The organism is Mesorhizobium sp. M0491, assembly GCF_040321265.1.
Taxonomy (GTDB): Bacteria; Pseudomonadota; Alphaproteobacteria; order Rhizobiales; family Rhizobiaceae; genus Mesorhizobium.
The window spans coordinates 262,715-284,611 of sequence record NZ_JAMYRE010000004.1; the positions used below are offsets into that span (position 1 = coordinate 262,715).

Sequence of the window (21,897 nt, forward strand, 5' to 3'; positions counted from 1 at the left end):
TCGCGGAGCATCGACCGCAGCCCGTTACGACGCTTTGGCACGTGGATTGCGGAGGTGGTCGCAGGCGGTCTTCTGTGCGCCTACAGCCCGACTAGTGCCCCCCTTTGGTTGCCTCGCTTCCCGGTCCAGAGCTGCACTATCCTGGCCGGGCCGCCAACGGGTCGGGCTGCCGTTTCTCTCCACGAATTGCACGGGAGGCTGTTGCGTTGGCAGCCGAAGGTCCCACTGCTTCAACAGCTTAAGTTGGTTGTCATGCGCAAATACACGTTTTCTCGAACGGAACTGTCGCGGGCGTTTGGTATCGACACGGCCACGCTTGGAACGGGCAGCGCTCGCACGGGGTTTTCATTCGGAAAGGTTGGGCCCGGCGTCACATCCGAGCCCCATCGGCATGACGAAATCGAGGCCTTCGTGGTCCTGTCTGGTGCGGGCAAGGTCACCACCGACCGGGGGGAAATCTCGGTCGAGGCGGGCGATGTCGTTCTGTTCCACCCTTTTGAAGCGCATGTGCTGCGCAATGACGGAAACAAAGACCTAGATTTCGTCGATGTCTACTGGCGAGACGGCGAGGCCGCCCTTGATGCCGCTGCGAAGACCACGGCTCCACGCGGGCCAATCTTCGTCTTCTCCACGCCGCCAACGCCAAATGGCGATCTGCATCTGGGGCATCTTTCTGGCCCCTATTTCGGCGCTGACGTCTATACTCGTTTCCTGCGCATGAAAGGAGTCGAGGCCTATCACCTGACTGGAAGCGACGATTACCAGAGCTACGTCGCGACACGCGCCGATGCCGATCAATCGACGCCTGCAAATGTGGCGCGCTACTACGCCGACGAGATTCGCGCCACGCTTGCACTTCTCGATTGTGAGGTCCACAGCTTCCAAGCCACAATGGGCGATGACGGTTATGGCGAGTTTCAAGCCGCCTGTTTCCGCAGTCTTCTGAGCAGCACGGCGATAGATCTACGCCAGAGCCCTGCGCTTTTCGATGCCGTGACAGGCCGTTATCTTTACGAGCCGGATGTTAGCGGCCTCTGCCCCGATTGCGGCGGGTCCGCGGGTGGCAACATCTGCGAGGAATGCGGCGCCCCAAACCTTTGCCACGACCTGCGTGCAGCCCAATCACGGCAGTCTGCCGAGGCGCCGCTGGTCGGCTCCGTCCGCCGCGCTGAACTTGCGATGGACCAATGCTACGACAATATCGACCGGCATCTAAGGGCGTCGGGCGTCCCGCTACGGATCTTGGATCTCTTCGCACGCGTACGCCGACGCGGGAAATTTTCAGTGCCCATTACCCACCCCTCGGACTGGGGCCTGCCGGCGGAAGGGTTCCCGGGGCAAGTGATCTGGGTCTGGCCGGAGATGGCCTTCGGTTTTCTTTACAACATCCAGGCGCTTGGCCGCTCGATGGGTTGCAACTGGAAGGCGGAGATGCCCGGCAACGACTGGCAGATTGTCCATTTCTTCGGCTTCGACAATTCGTTCTACCACGCGCTACTCTACCCCGCTCTTTACGCCGAGGTCTTCACCCACTGGAAGCCACGCATCCGCTATCACGTCAACGAGTTCTACCTGCTCGACGGCAAGAAGTTTTCAACCAGCTGCCGCCATGCGGTCTGGGGCAAGGAGGTTCTGAGCCCAAAGACAGTCGACGTCGTGCGCCTTCATTTGGGCCTGACACGCCCGGAAGGTGAGCGGACGGATTTCACGCTGGACGCGCTGCGCCGCACCGAGAACGAGGTGTTCCAAGGGATTTGGCTGAACTGGCTTGATGGGTTGAACCAAGAAATCAAGCAGGATTTTGCCGGCCGTGTACCCGATGCAGGCGACTGGAGCCCGGTCGACCGCGCCTTCTTTGCTCGCATAGAGATCTATCGCGCTGCGATGGAGCGCGCCTATTCGGACGAAGGCTTCTCGGTTCGGCGCGCGGCCACTCAGGTCTGCGAATTCGTGCGCGATTGCGTGATCTACCGCGGGGCGCGAGACTTTGCGGCGGCGCGACGTTTCTATCCCGCCCGCAATCGGACTTCGCTAGCCCTTCAGACGACGGCCGCTGCGATCCTGGCACCGACACTCGCTCCGCTGATGCCCCGCTTCGCCAGAACGCTGGCGCGAGGCATCGATGGCGCCTCAACCGAAACATGGCCCCGGTCCGTCCAGCGCCTTGCGCCCGGGACGCGCTTTGATCTCGGACCCGTGTTGGTGTTCTACGCCAAATCCGGCAATCCTCATCTCGATGACGAGGAAACACTATGAGCCCAAAGGTGCACCAGTGAGCTGTCCCCATCTCGACCAGATCTGCGCGGCAATCAAAGCCGACGATGCCAAATATCTTGACTCGCTGTCAGGCGAGGGAAGCCGCTCTGAATGGCAGAGACTAGATTAGACTGAACCAACGCGTCGTCAAACAACCCTGGCCCGCCCCTTCAAGGACCGCTCGGCCGATCGCTTCCCAGCCCTTGCTGTTCGTGCCGAACCAACCTCTTCGGCATCGGGATTTCCGTCCTCCAGCCGGTCAAGGCTGTCATTCGGTTCGACCCGCTTGGTCAACCTGGCGCGCCCTGGACCGTGCGCCGATCACCAATGTGGATGCGAATGTGATGGTCCTTCGATTCTGTCCGAGCGTGTACCGGCGCGGCAGTCAGCCGAAGAACAGCTGAGCTACTGATATCGGAATGTAGCAGGTCCAAATTCTGCCCCTGAAGCCGGATATTGCTCAATCAGCGTTGACGATGGCTTGGGTGCACAAGCTTCCAACCAGACTGCGCAACGACAGCCCGTCGCCTGAGGATAGTCGGCGAGGGCCGCCAAATCGCAAGCGTATCCTCCGTCGCATGCGCGCCGTCTTCGCCGAAAATGCAGACGCTTGTCTCGTCGAGAGATACATCCAGCTATTTTAGGGGGCTCATCAGGGTTGCGTGTTTGCTCGGGTGCGGACCGCCCCTCAGTTCCAATCGAGGAGCGATTCTACAATTCACATGTTTGGAGATCGCTCGCTAGGTAACCCGTCTGTGAACCCTGCAAGCCGATGCTTCAGATGCCGCCCATGCAGAGGTATTTCATTTCGAGGTAGTCCTCGAGGCCATGGCGGGATCCCTCACGACCGATGCCGGACTGTTTTATCCCACCGAACGGCGCCGCTTCCGAAGACATCCGGCCGGTATTTACCCCGACCATTCCATATTCCAAGGCCTCGGCGACACGCCAGACACGCTTCAGGTTCGAGGCATAAAAATAGGCCGCGAGGCCGTAGATCGTTTCATTGGCATCACGCACGACCTGATCCGCATCTTTGAAGCGAATAATCGGTGCGAGCGGCCCGAATGTCTCTTCTCGCGCGACGGTCATCTCGCTGGTGACACCGGTCACGACCGTTGGTTGGAAAAACGTGCCATTCGTGCCGAGGCGTTTGCCCCCGCATCGAATTGCGCCGCCTTTAGTTACGGCATCGGCAATATGGGATTCAATCTTGGCCAAAGCCTGCTTGTCGATGAGGGGTCCGATGTCCACTCCGGGCGCGAAACCGTCACCAACTTGAAGTTGGCGAGCCCGTTCCACGAATTTCTCGACGAACTCGTCGTGAACGCCCGACTGGACGTAAAGGCGGTTCGCTGAAACGCAGGTCTGGCCGGCATTGCGGTACTTCGCCTGGATCGCACCGTCAACTGCGGCATCGACATCCGCATCATCGAACACGATGAAAGGTGCATTGCCGCCGAGCTCTAGGCTGACTTTTTTGATCTGGTCCGAGCACTGGCGCATGAGTAGGCGCCCGATCTCCGTAGACCCGGTGAAGCTGATCTTGCGGACCTTGGGATTTGTGCAAAGTTCGCGGCCGACCGCGTCACCTTCGGACGCATAGATCAGGTTGACGACGCCTTCGGGGAAGCCTGCCTGATGGGCGAGGGCGAACATTGCTCCAGCCACGAGCGGCGTCTGTTCAGCGGGCTTGAGGACGATCGTGCAGCCCGCTGCCAAGGCTGGCGAGATTTTGCGCGCCACCATCGAGGCTGGGAAATTCCATGGCGTTATCGTGCCGACGACCCCGATGGGCTGCTTGATCACCAACATTCGGCGGTCCATCGATGGTGCGGAGATCGTCTCGCCATAGACGCGATTTGCCTCCTCGGCGTACCATTGCAGATACGCCGCAGCATGCGATAGCTCCGATTTGGCCTCTGCAAGCGGCTTGCCCATCTCCGCGGTGAGAATTGCAGCGAGATCGTCGGCGTGGTCGATGATCAACTGATACCATCGCCATAGAACGTCGCTGCGCTCACGGGCGGCAAACCCTGCCCATCCAGGCTGCGCGACATAGGCCTTGTCGATCGCAGCGCATGTCTCTTCGACACCCATGTCGGGTAGTTCTGCCAGCACTTCGCCGGTCGACGGGTTGAGAACCTCGAATGTCCGCTCGCTAATCCGCGTGCCAAGTGTCGGCAGGCGATCAATGGATCGAAACAGGTCAGGGGATCTCAGGTGACGGGTCATCGGCAGGCACAGGGGCAATACCGGATTCCTCCTCAAACGCAGCAGGGGTATATGGCAAGTGCGGTGTCTATTCCGGATGCCAAGTTCCTTATAGGGCCTCGGCCAGACAGCTAGCAGACCACGGTACCCAAGTGGAAAGGAGAATACCCTGAAATCGCTAGAAGATGCCTCGCGGTTCTACTAGTCGGGCTCGGCCGGTCAGGTGCGCGGGGCAGGACCGGCCCGCGCGCAACCTTGCCATAGGTCTTCGCGGCCAGCGCCTTCACCGTCTCAGGCTCTGCGTCGCCGGCCACCACCAGCACGGCGTTGTTCGGGTCGGCAGCATTTGTTGTGGATCGTGAATGCGTCGGTGCCGTTCAGCTTGTCCATCTCCTGCATCCAGCCGTTGACCGGAATGCGGTAGGGCTGATCGGCCGCAACGTCGCGTTGACCTCCTCGTCCAGCAGACCTGCGGGTTCGTCTCTCTGCGCCAACGACGCTCCTCCAGAATCACGTTTCGCTCGGTCTTGATATCGTCGTTGAGGATGAGGTTGAACATGCGATCGGCCTTGAAGCCAATCATGTCGCCCAAAGCTAGTCATAGCGTTGGGGGCGTTATTGTAGCCGCCGCTGACTGAGACGGCTCGGTCGAACTCGCTGCCGGCGCGGTTGGTGGTCGCCTTGAAGATCAGACGCTCAAGGAAATGGGCAAGTCCGGATTTGCCGGGTGGCTCGTCGGCGCTGCTGACCTTGTACCATGTGAGTGACGACTGGCGCGCGGTGATCGCGGATGTCGATCCTTCCATGCCATAGTCGAGCAGGAAATCCGCGATCTTGCCGCCGTCGGTGGCGGCCAGAGCCGGAGCGGTCGTCACCAGGGCCAGGGCGGTGGCAGTGAACGCCGTGCGCAGCCAGGGGGAGCGATCGATGGCTCCGGTTGGAAAGGCAAGGTTCGAGGCAAAGTGATTTGTTCCTCATTTTGATGAACGCGTTGCGTCTTCGCCTCCCCGTGGGGAGGATCGGCGGGCAGCGCCGAGCCAGATGAATCATGGGGCCAGGGCTCACTCGAGCCTCATCTTGGGATGGGCCCAGGAGACCGGCGGCGGTGTTCTTGGGGAGGTGGTCATTGGAGGGATTTTCCTTGATCCGCGACGCCTTGCGGACGACCACGCATGCACCGTGCCAGATCAGAAAACATTCGAGGCATGTGGACAAGTCAGTCTGACATGTTGTGCATCCGACATTGTGGGCCATCGAACAGGGCTGAAGGCTACGCGAGCACGGCTGAGATATCTTCTTCATTGGAAGACGATTCGGCGCGCTGCTGGGGAAGGGGTACACGATGCGCTCCGAAGGCCGCTGCACTGACGGTCAGAATTGAGATGTTGGTAGCTCCAGCGGATCGCTCTCCTCAAAGTAAGACCGGGGCGGTGCTGAAGGGGAGAGGCGTGAGCAGCGTATCTAAGTCGGCCGCGGAGCCTGCTCGCGCGCGAAGACGGACCTGATCAAAAAACGGCGAGTGGCGACATTCGCGAGGCGCTGGAAACGAGATCGTACTCGGGCGGGAAAAACGATGCCGTTGGTCTCGTCTGGCGTGATGGCCTGACGCGAGACGGTCGAACAGTGATGAGTTGCTGCGGAAAGGGGAGTGTTTTCGCGGCACCTTGGTCAACGCAAGAAACAAACGTCGAGCTCGCCTCGGATGGGGGCATGCAGCACATTTGCCGCTGCAGGACAGCAGCACGGAAGCTGTCCGCGCCTGCCGTCGTCCCTGGCACCAAACAGGAGAATTTAGCGATCGCGATTGATTTCATGTGCGCATAAAATACCGCCTGGTGCGCTCGGTTTGCCGGCCAAACAGCTTTCGCCTTCCTCACAGCTGCAAACGCATTCCTCCTGGAGTGGTCGCTTAGGTCAAGGGCATCGGGTGAGTAACAGCCTGACCTTGCTCAATCTGATGCGCGCTAACCGCCTCGCCGGATTGTGGAACTGCTCGCGGGTGGCTTCTACCACAAACAGCAAGGTCATGAAATCAAGCAGGAAGTCGTCAATCGCCTGGGAGATTGTTTCTGACTTGCCGTTGAATTGGTCCAGCAAAACGCGCGCGCTATCGATCGCTTGCACGCTGGTGGCATCAATCAACCGCTCGACCCTCTTGAAACAATCCAAATCGAAACTCCTTCATGCGCTTGCCAAGCCGTTATGCTCGAAGGCAGTTCCGTGAACTACCCGGCCTTTGACCTGCGGCACGAGCAGCGGTCGGCCTTACGTCCCGTGCCTCCAAACACGAGCCATCGACGTGGCGCTGAGGAGCGTTGGAAGAAATTGGGCGCTTCCGGCCACGCTCGAGCGGTAGTGTAGGACAGTGCTTGCTGGCGGCTACGCCCACAAAGGAGTGCGCCAGCTGATCGGGGCTTAACAATTTTTCGCTTTTTGCTGCGCCCAACTCTCGGCTATGACTCGGACAGGCCTAATGGCCTGCCCACGTTGCATTGTAAAAGAAGGAACAAGTATATGCCGACTGGAACGGTAAAGTGGTTCAACAGCACCAAGGGGTTTGGATTTATCCAGCCCGACAATGGCGGTCCGGATGTTTTCGTCCACATTTCCGCTGTCGAACGCGCGGGCCTCTCGACCCTCGCTGACGGCCAGAAGATCAACTATGAGATCGAGCAGGATCGCCGCACTGGCAAGTCCTCCGCTGGCAGCCTCAGCAAAGCTGGTTGAAATTTTCTCCTGCGTCATGGCAAGAGTAGGCACGTAGGTCCTCACGGCCGCTCGATGGGACCGAGCAAAAACTGAGGGCAGCAGATTGCTGCAGGCGTCGCGAATTCCTCATGAAACAAAGTTGTTTGAAAGGAAGGCGGGGTTGGCCCCGCCTTTTTATATGACGCGCAGATTAAGCCGATGGCTGCAACGCTCCAGAACGAATCTCGATTGCCGAAATCAAGCCGCGACCTTCTTGCGGGTTCGCTTCGTTGGCGCAGGCTCCGGCGCTTCCGGCGCCTTCGGTTTGCGGCCGAGCCCCATCGTCTTGGCCAATGTCGAGCGCGCCGCGGCGTAGTTCGGCGCGACCATGGGATAATCTGCCGGCAGGCCCCATTTGGCCCGATATCCATCCGGCGTCAGCCCATAGTGGGTCGACAGATGGCGCTTTAGCGATTTGAATTTCTTCCCGTCCTCAAGGGAGATGATGTAGTCCGGTGTCACCGATTTCCTGATCGGGACTGCAGGCGTAAGGGCAACCGGCTCTTGCGCAGAGACACCTCCGGCCGTGGCTCTCAGAGCCGCATGCACTTGGCCGATGAGGGCAGGGAGATCCCCCACCGGGATCGGATTGTTGGAGACATAGGCCGACACGACATCGGCGGCAAGCTCAATGAGGGTGTCGACGTTTTTTCCGGCTTCTTCTGTCATGAAACTCTCCAGGCGGTGAAACATAGTCAGCGAAGCGTCGCTTCATAGGGCCGGTTGCCGCTGAAAGCAACAATGCTCGACAGCGTTATTGCCAATGCTCGTCCAGAAGCGACATCGATGCGCCATATTTCCCGTCGTGACGCTGAGCCACTCGTTGTTAGCGACCCTGCCGAGGTGCGTGGCGCGTCCCGGCTGTAACTTTGCGTCGAACTTGCTAGTAGTCTTGAGCCTAAGCGCCGTTTTTTTGTCTCGGTATTACTTCTTTTGACTGTGAAATCGAGGGATCGTGATCGCTTGCTGGTGGCATCAGGGACGATGGACGTTCATTGGCCATGGCCAAATGTAAGTTCATCGCCCGGTGAGCCGCTCTTCCAAGGGGCTGGGAACCGCCGCTGGTAACCAAGGACATCATTGTATTTCGAGGCGTTTCTTAGCCGGTCCTCGAGAGACGGCAATCGCTGCGGACGACACCTGTTCCACGATATCGAACAGCGCTGCGACACAGGCAGCTTCTCGAATCTGGAGCGGCTTCTCGCAAGCTGGCGCCGCGCCGAGAGGCCGGGCAAGGACAGTGCGTCGCCTGCTTCAATCATACGCGTCAACCAGCCAGCGACGCTGTCCCATACGGAATCCCGCGACCGGCCGTGTGATCTCGCCGGTAGTCGCCCCGGCCCTCTGCACGAAGCCTCGGGATGTGCTGACGATCACCTAGGCCACAAAGGTCGACGTCCTGAAGCAGGGATCACATGAGTTTGCCACTATGCGCAGGCTTGCCATGCGTTTCCGCGGCATTTTGCGGGCCTGTGAATTGGGCGAGCTCGACACTTCGATCGACGTGGCGTCAACTCCGGGTTCGTCGCCATCACGCGTTCCGGTCTGGTCCTACGCCGTGACGCTGACGCCGTTCGCGATGCCATTGAACTACCGTGGAGCAACGGCCAGGCGGAAGGGCTGATCAACCGCCTGAAGACGATCAAAGGTACCATGTAGGCAGAGCGGGCTGCGAACTCCTTAGGGCACGCATGCTGCCACTCAGCCGGCCTGATAACCGCACAAAGCGAGGAATAACCTAGTCAAGTGCAAAGCGACAATTGCCTCGACAGCGGGTCCCGGAAGGTTTATGTTGGCCAATGTTACCGCAATCCGGAATGGCGATTGAGTACCTTCACGAGTGAAGGGAGTGAAATTTCTTTGTCGGCCAAATTGTTGACGGAACGCCCGGCGCCCATTGTTGCTACATGTCTAGATTCTTGGGGCGTTTTGGATGATGCGATCCACCATCTCACTCCAAAGGGCAGTGGAATCTGGAACAATGTCGCTTTTGTTCGCACGACATCCTTCGTGCCCGATTGGCATATCGTCTTTAACTCTGCTTCTCTTTTTGGGCTCCCTGTTGATATCGAGGCGAGCCCAAACAGGACAATTTTTGCAATCGGCGAACCGCCGACGAAAGCTCATCGCGCGTTTCATGAAGGGCAGGGGAAAAATACTATCGTCCTGACGTGTGACGCAGAGCTGGCTGCTCGGCAGAATGCAGCGCGCCGATTCGTTTTGTCTCCACCTATCACTCGGTCTTGGTCTGTAAACAAGACATATGACCAACTTCTGGTCAGCGAAGTCGTGGATAAGCCGCTTCGGCTCTCATGGATTACCAGTGACATCGCCCTGCTTAAAGGACATCGATATCGGCTGGCGTTTCTGGAACGGCTGAGAAAGGAGCTCGATTTTGACCTGTTCGGCCGAGGTTTTCGGCTGATTGGAGATAAATGGAACGCACTCGCACCTTACCGTTACAGTATAGCGTTCGAGAATACTCGTGCTGATTACTATTTTACAGAGAAGCTTATGGACTGCTTCGTTGCTGAAACAATGCCGATCTATTACGGCAGTCCGGCAATCACGAGGTTCTTCCCTTCGGACTCTATGGTTCTGATTGACCCAGAGGACAAGAACGTAATCCCAAAAATTCAAGAAATCATCGACTCAGACCTCTGGAAGGAACGTCGCGGCGCAATAAGAGAGGCGAAGCGGTTGGTCCTCGAGAAATATAATACGTTTGCTTATCTCGCGCGCTTCATCGAAAGCGTTCAGGATAAACCCTTACCGCCGGAAATTATACACATCGATTCGCCTGAGGTCGATTTTGGAACAGACGAATGAAGTACTCCAACGCTCGCTTGGCGTGCCCGGCGGTCGGTGGTCTGGCGAGATCGGTACGGAACGCTCGGCGGAGAATGCCTGCTGCGCAGACGGGCCGGCACGGGCGCACGAGGTCATGCGCCCCCGGCTGCCGCTGATCAGACGAACTGGGGAAGGCCGGGAACGGAATTGAGGACCTCGTCCACGAGTTCGTCGCCGGCATGTTCCTTGGCGCAGGCGATCGTCTCGTTGGCGAGGCCGGCGATCTTTGCCATGCTGAGACCCTCACTCATTAATTGCTGGCCGAGCCCCATAAGGCCGCCACCCTCTGGGTCGTCGCCATGATACTTCGCTACTAATTCCGAAGCTCCCGGAATGGCCTCGATCATGCGCGCAACGGGACCGTCGGCCGCGTGACTTTGCAGGAAACCCAGCATTAACCCAACGCCCTTCTCTGCGAGAGCCGGGCCGATGCCGACACCAGTGGCGATGCGCGGTAAGAATTCTTCCATGCAGGGTCTCTCTCTCTCTCTTTGATGAGGTTTACACGGGGCCGGTCCGGCGCCCAGCTCCCTTGGCCGAACCACAATTGAACTCCACAAAAATAGGCCGGCGGAAGTGCTATTGCGCGTAAAACCGCCTCTGTCAACGCAAGCTGCGTCGGACGTGCGTGTTTCGCAAACCGAAGATCATTCCAATTCACATCATTACGCATTGGCAACCGCACAGTTTGCGGTGGCTCGCTTATGGGCCAATGCCCCGCGTCCGTCAAATGATGACGACAAGGTGGTCATCGCCTAGGATCTGTGGATCGAGGTGTGAGGCAGTTACAGCCGGTGGACCTGCTCAAGCGCCGCGCCGGCACAAGGGCTAGATTGGCGATACTGCGCGTATTGGCCATGTCTTTCCTCGCGTGATGGGATGTTCGTAGAAGCGGAGCTATATGCCGGTGTGACGATCGACAAGGCGGACCGGCTATTCCGATAGGACATCCATACTGTCGCATAGACCGTCGCTGCTTAGGTATTGAAACCGCCATCGCTGGTGACATCACAATGTGCAGTCGGCGGGTGTCGACAACGTCGATTCACGCAATCAGCCGGTCAGGAGGAACGAATGAACCCTGAGGTTTCAGAAGCTCACTTTTCGCAAGGCGTGCAGCGCACATCGTGCAAGAGATTGCCATTCTTGCGGATGCTATCGACTTTCTCAACGATGGCGGGAAGATCGCAGTGACCGAATCTACGAAGCCGCCCTCAGGGCGTGCTTTGATGCATACAAACGGTTGCCGAGCAGGGATACTCCTCCTCCCTGAAGTCCAATCGAGAAGAGCGATCACTTCCAAGAGGGTCCCAGCTCAGCCGCGAAAACAGGTGCCAGACCCCGATCCTCTCCCTCAACTGATCTAGCTCAGGGCGTTCATGAGCCGCAGATCGCATAGTGGCTGCGTGCACGACGCAGGAAGACCATTTATGAAAATCCTATTCAGAACGATGGCTGTCACCTTGCTGGCACCCACCGCCTTTGCTGCGGATTCGATCCCCACCGACCTCAGAGATACGGCATTGGCCACCTTCAGGGCTTTGCCATCCACCACGCCGACAGTCGCCAACAACCCGATCACCCCGGAAAAGATCGCTCTCGGCAAGGCACTGTTCTTCGATCCACGCGTCTCGGCGTCAGGCGTCTTGTCGTGCAACTCGTGCCACAACCTGGCCACCGGCGGCGACGACAATCACGAAACCTCGATCGGCCATGGTTGGCAGAAGGGACAGCGCAACGCGCCGACTGTACTGAACGCTGTCTTCAACATCGCTCAGTTCTGGGATGGTCGTGTCGCAGACCTGAAGGCTCAGGCGAAGGGACCGGTCCAAGCCGGCATCGAAATGGCCAATACACCGGACCAACTCATCGCCACGCTCAAGTCCATGCCGCAATATGTCGAGTGGTTCGATGCAGCTTTTCCGGCTGAAGCCGATCGGGTCACCTTCGACAACTTCGCCAAGGCGATCGAAGCCTTCGAGGCGACACTGGTCACACCGGCCCCGTTCGACAGCTTCCTGAATGGTGATGAGCTTGCCATGACTTCCGAACAGAAACAGGGCCTGGCGCTTTTCATGGATAAAGGCTGCTCGTCCTGCCATGCCGGCATCAACGTTGGTGGGCAAGCCTATTTCCCATTCGGCCTCGTGGAACAGCCCAGCGCCGAGGTCCTGCCGGACAAAGACAAGGGCCGATTTGCGGTCACCAATGCAGCCGATGACTACTATGTTTTCCGCGTGGCGCCGCTGCGCAACGTTGCACTCACCGCGCCATACTTTCATTCGGGCAAGGTTTGGGATCTGAAACAGGCCGTCGCCATCATGGGGACCACCCAGCTTGGCGTAGTACTGGCGGACGAAGAAGTTGACCTGCTTGTTGCCTTCCTCAACTCGCTGACCGGAGAGGCACCCGAGGTCGCCTATCCCATCTTACCCTCCGAAACGGCGACAACGCCCCGGCCTGTAACGCAGATCTCAGGAAAATAAAGGGCCAACTGGCTGCGGACGTCGTAATCGAAAATGATTGCGGCTTTTACTTGTGCCACACGAATTGCCACATCCATCTCCGAATTGGCGGGAGGCTAGCAATACCCGAAACCTGCCACTTCGCCCGTAGTCTGCGCGAATCAGCTGGGGAAGCGGACAGACGCGCAGCACCATATATTGTCGCCGCCTGAGCGAACGTGCCAAGCAGTCTACTTTGAGAAACGACGTGTGTACGATTTGTTCGAGGCGCGGGGCCTGTATGTTCCCAAGGACCAATACTATAGCGTAGTGTCACATTTATATTTCTGCGCGATGAGGACACGTGCCGAAGGAAAATTGCACATTTTCGCCGAGTGGCTTATTCCAAGAGTGTGATCGGGTTGGCATATTCCCGGCCGACGTCCGCCAGCCGGCAACTCCCCACACGGTGAGGAAGAGAAGCCTCACGCCTGCACTTTCTGCCGGAGCGCGCGCGCCGCAGCGACCATGTTCATGAGGGCAGGGCGGACCTCCTCCCATTTGCGTGTTTTGAGGCCACAGTCCGGGTTTATCCACAGTTGGCCGTCGGACAGTCGCTCGCGGGCAAGCATGACTAAGTCCGAAATCTCGCCGACTTCCGGGACGCGTGGTGAGTGAATATCATAGACGCCGGGACCGATTTCGTTCGGAAATTTGGAGCTCGTGAAGGCGTCCAACAGTTCCATCTTCGAGCGCGACGTCTCAATCGAAATGACATCCGCATCCATTCCAGCAATCGCGTGAATGATCTCGTTGAACTCCGAATAGCACATGTGGGTATGAATTTGAGTCGCGTCCTTTACACCCGTTGAAGCGATCCGGAAACATTCGACAGCCCAGTCGAGATAGACTTTCCAGTCAGATTGGCGCAGTGGCAATCCTTCGCGAAACGCGGCCTCATCGATCTGGACCATCCTTGCGCCGGATCTTTCGAGATCCGTCACTTCGTCGCGGATGGCGAGCGCGATCTGGCGGCAGGCTTCGGAGCGGGGTACGTCGTCGCGAACAAAAGACCAGTTGAGAATGGTGACTGGGCCTGTGAGCATTCCCTTCACGGGCTTTTCCGTAAGCGACTGGGCGAATTGCCACCAGCGCACTGTCATCGGATTGCGCCTCGATACGTCGCCGAAAATGATGGGGGGACGCACGTAGCGCGACCCATAGCTTTGTACCCAGGCATGCTGGGTGAGCGCGAAGCCGGACAACTGCTCGCCGAAATGCTGTACCATGTCGTTTCGCTCGAACTCACCGTGCACCAGCACGTCCAGCCCGATCTCTTCCTGCCAGCGAATTGCAGCCTCGATCTCCTTCTTCAGGAACGTCTCATAGTCGACATAGCTCAGCTGACCCTTCGCATGAGCGGCCCGCGCCTTGCGTACCTGCGGCGTCTGCGGGAAGGACCCGATGGTCGTCGTCGGGAACGGCGGCAGCCCGAGTGAGCCGGCTTGGACTCTGGAGCGCTCGCCAAAAGCGCTCTCTCGTCGCTTCGCGCTGTCCTCAATGCTAGCGATCCGCCCCTGAACAAGCGGGTCATGGATCCTCGTGGATGTCACGCGCGTGGCGGCAGCCTCGGCAGACGCTTTCAACGCGCCTGCCACCGCATCCCTGCCTTGGGACAGGGCCCGGGCCAGCAAGACCAGCTCGTCGGTCTTCTGGGCCGCGAAGGCGAGCCACGACCTGATGTCGGCGTCGAGTTCCGTCTCCATGCGCAGATCAATCGGCACATGCAGCATCGAGCAAGAAGGCGCGATCTCGACGCGGTCCAAGGGCCAGCCGGCGACGATCGGTTTGATGCGGTCGAGAATGGCGGGCAGGTTCGCACGCCAGACGTTGCGGCCATCGATCAAGCCAAGCGAGAGCACCAGATCCTTCGGAGCGAGCCGACCCACCGTTTCCAGCTGCTCGGGAGCGCGCACGAGATCAATATGCAGCCCGGCCAGGGGCAGAGAAACCGCGGTTTCGAGATTGTCTCCCAGCGACCCGAAATACGTAGCCAGCATGATCTTCAGCTCGGGCGCGGCTTTCGACAGCTGGCCATAGGCGAATTCGAACGCAGCTCGTTCGTTCGGGTTCAGATCGAGGACAAGCGCTGGCTCATCGATCTGCACCCAGTCGGCTCCCGACAGCTTCAGCTTCTGCAGGACTTGCTCGTAAACGGGCAGCAGCCGCGGTAGGAGCGCGATGGGACCGAACCCCTCGGCAGGCGATTTCGCCAGCTTGAGGAAGGTGATGGGTCCAAGGATGACTGGGCGTGTGTGAATGCCGAGAGCTTTAGCCTCGAGGAAGTAATCGACCGGCTTCGATGACGAGAGGGCGAACGTCTGATCATCATCGAGTTCCGGCACAATGTAGTGGTAGTTGGTGTCAAACCACTTGGTCATTTCCATCGCGGTTACACCAGGTCCATGAGCCTCCTCCTGGTGACCAGCGTGTCCACAATCCTCCGTCTGACCCTGGTTGCCGCGCGCCATTGCGAAGTAGATGTCAAGTGGGACCTCGCCGCTATTCCAGCCGTAACGGGATGGAACGGCCCCGACCATGGCTGCGGTGTCGAGCACATGGTCGTAAAGCGAGAAGTCGTTCGACGGGATTTTCGACACGCCGCGATCGCGCTGCTCTTCCCAGCTAGCGGCACGGAGCGCCTTCGACGTCGTGAGAAGGTCGCCAGCGGACGATGTTCCGGACCAGTAGCTTTCAAGCGCGAATTTCAGTTCTCGCCGACGACCGAAGCGCGGCACGCCGAGCGTTGCTACAGGAATTTCCTGAGAGTCAGTCATGTCATACCCCGATGGTTGGGGCGCCGATGACAAGGAAGGCGCTAGCAGGCCGGCACGAACGCCGGCTTGCAGCGGCCACCGAGACACCCCGCCCGTGGACGTAATTCGCCGTGGCAGGTCTCCTGGCTCGCGGGGTCATAGCCTCTACCCGTCTTCCTGAGGGTATTCGCCTCAGTGACATGAGTGGGGTTGGCTCGCCGCTAACAGTTGCGGGGGCAGCGCCGGCATTGCACCGGCTTCCCTCTTAGCTCCGCTGCGGCAGCGCCGCACGCGAGAACCACGACACGCAGACAATCACAGCAGTCCGCTCTTTTGTCAATGACGCATAACGAAATGTTTATGTCGTTATGTGATTTCGCTTTTACGCTTGTCTAACATTGTGAAATATTCAGTCGCCCATTGGCGGCGCTGCTCCGCTGCCACCATTGTCCAACTAATGGATCCCTGTCGGGCTGCGACATACCTCGCAGGTCGCCGATGAAGGATTTCGGACAAGACTTCAAGCGCGTGACAACGTCATTAGAATGCAGAAGATCGCATTGGTGGCGATGTTTAACGATGCGGCCGCAAGCCGTGCGTGCGTGGTAGAAGCGGTTTTCTCGGAGTGAGCGCCAAACCGTGGTCCGAGGGGAATTGGCACGCCAGTCGTCATCACGGGTGACTAGGCAATCGTGATGACTCCGCTCGGCGGCAAGAGACCACACTGACTGGAGCCTGGCTCAAGGGTCTGATGCAAAGCCCGACTGTGGTCCCGATAAGCCGCTTAAGCCGCATTCAGGCGGTCAGGATAAGTATCTCTCTCTCCAAGCGCTCGGCATTGAGGGATGCGCAAATGCAGGCAAAGCTCGCGTGCTTCATATTCTGCATCATACGATCGGCAGGACCCAGTTTTTATCCAGTGCACGCGTCAGCGCGGTGTGCAATTCTGGCTCGGTCCGATACGAAGGCATTTGGGCCTCGCTGATCCAGCCCAAGCCAACATAGTGGAAGTGATCCGCAGGGACCGTAACCCGGCTGCTGTCCAGTTGCCGAACGAAGTCCGCTGACCAATGGTGGATCGTATACGCTTCAAGTCTGTCCATCATCCTCCGCCGCGTTGGATGCGTTCTCGCGCGGCATGCTGGCCGCTCTTGAGATCGCGGTAGCTATCTCGTCGGAGAGCCTCGGATTTACCAGCAGGGCGTCCTCGCCGAAGTCTTCGGCCGCGCCGGCAAACTTCGATAACACCAGAACGCCAGGGTCGCTCGGATCTTGTGCAGCAATGTATTCTTTCGCCACAAGATTCATGCCATCGCGCAACGGCGTCACAACGCAAACACGCGCGGCTCTGTAAAGACCCGCTATCTCAGCTTGGGTGAACGACCTGTTCTCATAGATAATCGGCATCCACTCGTCCGTGCCATGCCGGTTGTTGACTTGATTGACGAGTCTTTCGACGTCGCGCCGATATTCGCTGTACGCTTGGATGTCGCCACGTGAGGGAGTTGCGATTTGCAAGAGCGAGACACGTTGCGGCTCGACTTCGAAGATGAAGCCCTGCTGCCAATTCCGCTGGTCCCATACCAATGGCGAACCAGTCTGCCCGCATTCGGCATCGTGGGACGTGATCGCAAGTCAAGTGCTCCGACAGACGCCGCGAGTTCTCCGTTACCTCAGGAACCTTACTGGCCTTCCCCAAGCTGAGCTTCTGGAAAATGCCGGTGGCGATCTCGATGACGGTGAATGCCGTCAAGGCAAGCCCGCCTTGCACCGCTCTTCCAGCGAGCTTCACGGCAGCAGAATCGGTCAGTTCTCCGAAGCGAATGGCTGTCGCTATCAGCGAGCTTTGACACAGTTCCGCCACTGCGATGATCGCGTCAGTAGGGCGGCTGGTTAGTTGCCCGCGCATCTACAGCAACCCAGCCCGTTCCGCCTCGCGGCGCAAATTCTGCCTTGGCCTTGGGCCGATCTGCTGGATCACCAGTCCGGCCGCCAGCGAGCCAAGGTCGCCGCAGGTCTTGAGGTCGCGGCCCTGCGTGTAGCCATGCAGGAAACCGGCGGCGTAGAGATCGCCGGCGCCCGTCGTGTCGACCAGCTCCTTGATGGCGGTCGCATGGATGACCACGGTCTCGTCGCCGCGCACGATAACCGAGCCTTTTTCCGAGCGTGTGACGGCGGCGATCTTGCAGTCCTTGCGGATCTGCGCCACCGCTTCGTCGAAGGACGAGGTCTGGTAGAGCGACTTGATCTCGTCGCTGTTGGCAAAGACGATGTCGACCGTGCCCGAGCGCATCAGATCGAGGAACTCGTCGCGGTAGCGGTCAACGCAAAACGAATCCGACAGTGTCATGGAGACTTCGCGCCCGGCCTCGTGCGCGAGCTTCGCCGTCTGCCGGATCGCCTCCTTGGCGCGCGGCGGGTCCCACAGATAGCCCTCGAAATAGGTGACCTTGGCGCCAGACGCCTTGTCTGCTTCGACATCCTGAGGCCCAAGCTCGACGCAGGCGCCGAGATAGGTGTTCATCGAGCGCTCGCCGTCCGGGGTGACGAAGATCATCGAGCGCGCCGTCGGCGGCTCGCCCTCGAGCGGCCTGGTGTCGAAGGCAACGCCCTGCGCATGGATGTCGTGCGCATAGATTTCGCCCAGCGCATCGTTGGACACCTTGCCGAAGAAGGCGGCGCGGCCGCCGAAGCTGGCGACGCCGGCCGCCGTGTTGCCGGCGCTGCCACCGGAGGCCTCGATCGCCGGCCCCATGTGGCTGTAGAGCAGCTCGGCGCGCTTGGTATCGATGAGGTTCATGGCACCCTTGATGATGCCGTTGGTCACCAGAAAAGCGTCGTCGCACTGGGCGATGATGTCGACAATGGCATTGCCGATGCAAAGCACGTCATAATCCGGCATCAATGTCTCCGCTTGGGCTTTCCGCTTGCCAATTCGCTCGCCGGCGGCTTCACGGGGCGGCTAGTCCTGCCTCGCGACGCAATTCGTCCGCCCTGTCTGTCTTCTCCCAGGTGAAATCAGGCTCTTCACGGCCGAAATGGCCATAGGTGGCTGTATTGCGGTATATAGGGCGCAAGAGATCAAGCATCTTGATAATGCCTTTCGGTCTGAGATCGAACAACTCAAGAATGAGGCGCTCGATCCTGCTTTCCTCAACCCTGGCTGTCCCGAACGTGTTGACCATGACGGAAACCGGACTGGCCACGCCGATTGCGTAAGCAAGCTGCACCTCGCACACGTCCGCAAGTCCGCTGGCGACGATGTTCTTTGCGACATAGCGGGCCGCATAGGCAGCCGAGCGGTCAACCTTGGACGGGTCCTTGCCCGAGAAGGCGCCGCCGCCATGACGACCCATCCCGCCATAGGAATCGACGATGATCTTGCGTCCAGTGAGACCGCAGTCGCCGCGCGGCCCGCCGACTACGAACCGCCCCGTCGGGTTGACCAGAATTCTGATGCCTTCCGTCTCCAGGTGGGTCGGCAGGACAGGCTTTATGATTTCCTCAATGACGCCCTCGCGGACAGTCTCTTGCGAGACCTGCTCGTCATGTTGCGTCGACACGACGATGGTATCCAGGGCGACCGGGCGCAACCCCTCATAGCGCACTGAGACTTGGGATTTCATGTCAGGACGCAACCAGCCAAGCTGTGCCTTCCGGACATACGCCTGCCGTTTCGTCAAGCGATGAGCGAGCTGGATCGGCAAAGGCATCAGGGTATCGGTTTCGCGGCATGCGTAGCCGAACATGAGGCCCTGATCTCCCGCTCCCTGCTGGAGGTCTTGCCCTCTTCCCTCGTCAACGCCTTGGCTGATGTCGGGCGACTGCTCGGTGAGGGCATGGACGACGGAGCAACGCCGGCCGTCGAAGCCGACGGCCTCGTCGTCGTACCCAATGTCGAGAATCGTATCGCGCGCAACTTGGCTGTAATCCACCTGGGCATCGCTGGTAATCTCGCCAGCCAGAACGACTATCCCTGATTTTACCAACGCTTCACAGGCGACGCGCGCCTTGGGATCTGTGCGGAGGATGGCGTCGAGGATGGCATCCGAGATGTTGTCGGCCAACTTATCCGGGTGCCCCGCGCCAACCGATTCGGAAGAGAACACGAACTGCCTAGCCATGAATACCTCGCTTCGGGTGTTGGATGTGGTATGGGCATTTTGCTTGGCCCACCTTACTTGTCGGAGATGCCCGGGACCTCGAACGCAGCGCACAAGTCGGCAACGTCTCTTCGCACGCAGGCATGGAGATCTTCGTCGTCTGGCCGCTGGAGGACGGAGTCAATGAAGCCAGCAATTTGCTCCATTTCCACATCGCGCATGCCCATTGACGTCACTGCTGGTGCCCCCAGGCGAATTCCGCTTGTGACCGCCGGATCCCGCGGGTCGCCAGGCACCATATTAAAGTTTGTGATGATTCCTGCCTTTGCTAGTCGCTCGGCATAGGCCTTGCCCGATAGTGGCCGATTGCGAAGATCAAGGATCAGCATGTGATTGTCCGTCCCCCCGGTCACCAGGTCATGACCTCGCTCAAGCAGTGCATGTGCCAGAGCCTTGGCGTTCTTGACCGTCTGTTGGCCGTAGCTTCGGAAGGACGGGTTCGCGGCTTCGTGCAAGGCAACCGCTAGCGCAGCGATGGCATTCATGTGAGGCCCGCCTTGCAGGTGAGGGAAGACCGCCCGGTCTATTCGTCTGGCGAGATTGTATTTGCTCTTTGTATGATACAGGGCCTGATAGCGATCTTCGTTCCTTGACAAAATGAAGCCACCGCGGGGACCGCGGATCGACTTGTGGGACGTGCTGCTGACCACGTCGCAATGGCCCACGGGATTCGGGTGCGCTCCCGCGGCAATCAGGCCGCTGATGTGCGCAATGTCGGCTACGAGATAGGAGTTCGCTTCCAGGGCAATTTCTGCCATTGCCGCGTAGTCAAAGACACGCGGGTAAGCAGTTCCGCCGACCCAAATGAGCCGCGGCCGTTCCCGCTTGGCTGTCTCGCGCAAGCGGTCATAGTCAATCTGCTGTGTCGTTTCATCCAACCCATAGGGCACGCGTTGATAGTCAGTACCGGAAAAGTTGATGGCCCAACCATGAGTCAGATGGCCCCCTTCCGGAAGGGGCAAGCCCATGACTTTGTCACCGGGACTCAAAAGCGCACGATAGACAGCCTGGTTGGCCGGCGAGCCGGAATAAGGCTGGACGTTGGCATGCTCGCTGCCAAATAGTGATTTCAGGCGCTCAATGGCTAGATTCTCAAGCTCATCAACGATCTCGTTTCCAGCGTAGTAGCGCGCACCGGGGTACCCCTCGGCGTACTTGTTCGTGAAAATCGAGCCGTTCGCTTCCAGCACGGCCGAGGACGCAAAGTTCTCTGAGGCGATGAGCTTGAGGGTCGTCCGCTCCTGCCGCTCCTGTCTCAGAAGCAGCTCGTGAACGCGGCAATCAACCGCGGCCAAGGAAGACCGCCCGTGGGTGTCGGGCTGTGCGATCGCACCGTCTGCGGAGTTGTCCATGGTAGCTTCGCGCTCCAATTGGATTGACCTATTTCACGATCAAGCACGCGGTCCCCTTCGGCCACGTGTCTCGTACCGCTTCGAGCCGCTGCAGGTCCTGTTTATGATAGCCGTCGCGATGGGGCAGGAGATCGACCAATAATTGAACCAGCCCGCCGTCGTTGGATCCTGCGTTGAGATGGTACGAGCGCCACGGAGGCTGTTCGTTGCAGCAAAGAAAGTCGGCTCTGGCGAGCAGCCGGACGTGTCGCGCAACCCGCTCTCGACACACGCCCAGAATCTCCGCTAGCTCGCAGACAGTTAGGTCCGCATGCGCACAAAGGCCCAGGATTCGAAGGCGGTCTGGATGCGCTGCCATGCGTAGGCGACTAACCAGTGTCATCATGGCTCAGGACCAAGTCCTACCGAATTTCTCATTTCGCGTTCTCCACAGAAGCTGCAGATTTCGAAGGTTGTCCAACGACCGGACAAATCTCGGTGGCCGTGACGACCGTCGATATCCTGTGTCGAACAAACAAATGGGCGCTCTTCTTGCCTTTAGCCGAAATTGCAGGCAGTTCGGCGAGTCGAAGACAAGCGGGGCCACGGTTTGGAACCACTGACCTCAGACGTTGCAATAAGCCTACCATTCACAGCAAGCCGGAGTTGCTAAGAGTCTATGAATTTCCTTGAAGGATCTGTAACGTTTGCCCAGCCTGGCCTGCTCCCGGTTTGCAGCGGTCATCGTCAGGCGATCCATCGCCTCTGCGAGCACGATCAGGAATTTGCCCTCCATCGCATCGCTGATCAGCTCCTGAAGGCCGGGACGCAACAGCGACGCGCCGCAGATCGCGCGGTGGGTATTGCTGTCGACGACTGTCCAGCCTTGCTTTTCAGCACGCAAGCAGCAGAGCCGCAACTGATCCTCGATCGAGGCGTCTCGGTGTTTGCCAGTTGACTAACGAGCGCCAAGCGCGACCTTCATGAGGCGGCCCCTTACTCCGGGACGCGGTCTCGCGTTTGGCTATCCGTTTCGGCTTGAACGAAATCCCGTGCGGCCTGTCGCGCCAGCAGC

At 59.1% G+C, this 21,897-nt stretch carries 16 protein-coding genes, 2 pseudogenes and 1 riboswitch; of the genes and pseudogenes, 5 read left to right on the plus strand and 13 right to left on the minus strand.

The window, feature by feature from the left end:
* The first annotated feature begins 252 nt into the window (after nucleotides 1-252).
* On the plus strand, nucleotides 253-2,256 hold the full coding sequence (locus NKI69_RS06920) for a class I tRNA ligase family protein (RefSeq protein ID WP_352720640.1): 2,004 nt from the start codon (nucleotides 253-255) through the stop codon (nucleotides 2,254-2,256).
* A gap of 777 nt (nucleotides 2,257-3,033) precedes the next feature.
* Here the strand turns inward: NKI69_RS06920 and NKI69_RS06925 are convergent.
* From NKI69_RS06925 to NKI69_RS06935, 4 genes are all read right to left on the minus strand, one after another.
* Entirely contained in the window at nucleotides 3,034-4,491 is a 1,458-nt protein-coding gene (locus NKI69_RS06925; protein ID WP_352720750.1) for an NAD-dependent succinate-semialdehyde dehydrogenase, read from the minus strand.
* 110 nt (nucleotides 4,492-4,601) lie between these two features.
* Nucleotides 4,602-4,793 carry a hypothetical protein gene (locus tag NKI69_RS33555; RefSeq protein WP_502900152.1) on the minus strand — a complete coding sequence of 64 codons (192 nt, stop codon included), beginning with the start codon at nucleotides 4,791-4,793 and terminating at the stop codon, nucleotides 4,602-4,604.
* Nucleotides 4,794-4,847: 54 nt separating this feature from the next.
* A complete protein-coding gene (locus tag NKI69_RS06930) occupies nucleotides 4,848-5,345 on the minus strand; it encodes an insulinase family protein (protein ID WP_502900153.1) in 498 nt (165 codons plus the stop codon).
* A 1,039-nt stretch (nucleotides 5,346-6,384) separates the two neighbouring features.
* A complete protein-coding gene (locus NKI69_RS06935) occupies nucleotides 6,385-6,639 on the minus strand; it encodes a hypothetical protein (protein WP_352720642.1) in 255 nt (84 codons plus the stop codon).
* 345 nt (nucleotides 6,640-6,984) lie between these two features.
* Here NKI69_RS06935 and NKI69_RS06940 point away from each other — a divergent pair, with 345 nt between their 5' ends.
* Complete coding sequence (locus NKI69_RS06940; RefSeq protein ID WP_023679670.1) at nucleotides 6,985-7,197, plus strand: cold-shock protein; 213 nt, start codon at nucleotides 6,985-6,987, stop codon at nucleotides 7,195-7,197.
* Between the two features lie 219 nt (nucleotides 7,198-7,416).
* On the opposite strand, the gene NKI69_RS06945 is transcribed toward NKI69_RS06940, so the two are convergent.
* Nucleotides 7,417-7,887, minus strand: coding sequence for a Ros/MucR family transcriptional regulator (locus NKI69_RS06945; RefSeq protein ID WP_023783325.1), 471 nt, complete (start codon nucleotides 7,885-7,887; stop codon nucleotides 7,417-7,419).
* A gap of 399 nt (nucleotides 7,888-8,286) precedes the next feature.
* Between NKI69_RS06945 and NKI69_RS33560 the strand changes: the two are divergent.
* A pseudogene (locus tag NKI69_RS33560) lies at nucleotides 8,287-8,960 on the plus strand (ISL3 family transposase); the annotation flags it as partial.
* Between the two features lie 82 nt (nucleotides 8,961-9,042).
* Nucleotides 9,043-10,047, plus strand: a complete 1,005-nt coding sequence (locus NKI69_RS06955) for a glycosyltransferase family 10 domain-containing protein (RefSeq protein ID WP_352720644.1) — start codon at nucleotides 9,043-9,045, stop codon at nucleotides 10,045-10,047.
* Nucleotides 10,048-10,184: 137 nt separating this feature from the next.
* On the opposite strand, the gene NKI69_RS06960 is transcribed toward NKI69_RS06955, so the two are convergent.
* Nucleotides 10,185-10,538 (minus strand): hypothetical protein, encoded by a 354-nt coding sequence (locus NKI69_RS06960; RefSeq protein ID WP_352720646.1) that lies wholly within the window; start codon nucleotides 10,536-10,538, stop codon nucleotides 10,185-10,187.
* 960 nt (nucleotides 10,539-11,498) lie between these two features.
* On the opposite strand from NKI69_RS06960, the gene NKI69_RS06965 reads away from it, so the two are divergent.
* A complete protein-coding gene (locus tag NKI69_RS06965) occupies nucleotides 11,499-12,554 on the plus strand; it encodes a cytochrome-c peroxidase (RefSeq protein ID WP_352720647.1) in 1,056 nt (351 codons plus the stop codon).
* A 443-nt stretch (nucleotides 12,555-12,997) separates the two neighbouring features.
* Here the strand turns inward: NKI69_RS06965 and metE are convergent, their stop codons facing one another.
* The 7 genes and pseudogenes from metE to NKI69_RS07000 form a co-directional block, all read right to left on the minus strand.
* Complete coding sequence (gene metE / locus NKI69_RS06970; RefSeq protein WP_352720649.1) at nucleotides 12,998-15,349, minus strand: 5-methyltetrahydropteroyltriglutamate--homocysteine S-methyltransferase; 2,352 nt, start codon at nucleotides 15,347-15,349, stop codon at nucleotides 12,998-13,000.
* 95 nt (nucleotides 15,350-15,444) lie between these two features.
* Nucleotides 15,445-15,646: riboswitch (cobalamin riboswitch) on the minus strand.
* A gap of 771 nt (nucleotides 15,647-16,417) precedes the next feature.
* A complete protein-coding gene (locus NKI69_RS06975; RefSeq protein WP_352720652.1) occupies nucleotides 16,418-16,915 on the minus strand; it encodes a trehalose-6-phosphate synthase in 498 nt (165 codons plus the stop codon).
* Nucleotides 16,916-17,237: 322 nt separating this feature from the next.
* Nucleotides 17,238-18,230: an adenosine kinase gene (locus NKI69_RS06980; protein WP_352720654.1), complete on the minus strand. Its 993-nt coding sequence runs from the start codon at nucleotides 18,228-18,230 to the stop codon at nucleotides 17,238-17,240.
* Between the two features lie 49 nt (nucleotides 18,231-18,279).
* Entirely contained in the window at nucleotides 18,280-19,452 is a 1,173-nt protein-coding gene (gene metK / locus NKI69_RS06985; protein ID WP_023812683.1) for a methionine adenosyltransferase, read from the minus strand.
* Nucleotides 19,453-19,505: 53 nt separating this feature from the next.
* Entirely contained in the window at nucleotides 19,506-20,843 is a 1,338-nt protein-coding gene (glyA, locus tag NKI69_RS06990; RefSeq protein ID WP_352583645.1) for a serine hydroxymethyltransferase, read from the minus strand.
* 28 nt (nucleotides 20,844-20,871) lie between these two features.
* Nucleotides 20,872-21,228, minus strand: a complete 357-nt coding sequence (locus NKI69_RS06995) for an ArsR/SmtB family transcription factor (protein WP_352720656.1) — start codon at nucleotides 21,226-21,228, stop codon at nucleotides 20,872-20,874.
* Nucleotides 21,229-21,465: 237 nt separating this feature from the next.
* Nucleotides 21,466-21,768, minus strand: a pseudogene (locus tag NKI69_RS07000) (recombinase family protein); the annotation flags it as partial.
* Nucleotides 21,769-21,897 lie beyond the last annotated feature (129 nt).

Excerpts from the sequence above, each read along its gene's own strand:
- NKI69_RS06945 (WP_023783325.1), bottom strand. The coding sequence starts at position 7,887 with ATGACAGAAGAAGCCGGAAAAAACGTCGACACCCTCATTGAGCTTGCC.
- NKI69_RS06925 (WP_352720750.1), bottom strand. The coding sequence starts at position 4,491 with ATGACCCGTCACCTGAGATCCCCTGACCTGTTTCGATCCATTGATCGC.
- metE (WP_352720649.1), bottom strand. The coding sequence starts at position 15,349 with ATGACTGACTCTCAGGAAATTCCTGTAGCAACGCTCGGCGTGCCGCGC.
- NKI69_RS06940 (WP_023679670.1), top strand. The coding sequence starts at position 6,985 with ATGCCGACTGGAACGGTAAAGTGGTTCAACAGCACCAAGGGGTTTGGA.
- NKI69_RS06920 (WP_352720640.1), top strand. The coding sequence starts at position 253 with ATGCGCAAATACACGTTTTCTCGAACGGAACTGTCGCGGGCGTTTGGT.
- NKI69_RS06995 (WP_352720656.1), bottom strand. The coding sequence starts at position 21,228 with ATGATGACACTGGTTAGTCGCCTACGCATGGCAGCGCATCCAGACCGC.
- NKI69_RS06980 (WP_352720654.1), bottom strand. The coding sequence starts at position 18,230 with ATGCCGGATTATGACGTGCTTTGCATCGGCAATGCCATTGTCGACATC.
- glyA (WP_352583645.1), bottom strand. The coding sequence starts at position 20,843 with ATGGACAACTCCGCAGACGGTGCGATCGCACAGCCCGACACCCACGGG.
- NKI69_RS06965 (WP_352720647.1), top strand. The coding sequence starts at position 11,499 with ATGAAAATCCTATTCAGAACGATGGCTGTCACCTTGCTGGCACCCACC.
- NKI69_RS06960 (WP_352720646.1), bottom strand. The coding sequence starts at position 10,538 with ATGGAAGAATTCTTACCGCGCATCGCCACTGGTGTCGGCATCGGCCCG.
- metK (WP_023812683.1), bottom strand. The coding sequence starts at position 19,452 with ATGGCTAGGCAGTTCGTGTTCTCTTCCGAATCGGTTGGCGCGGGGCAC.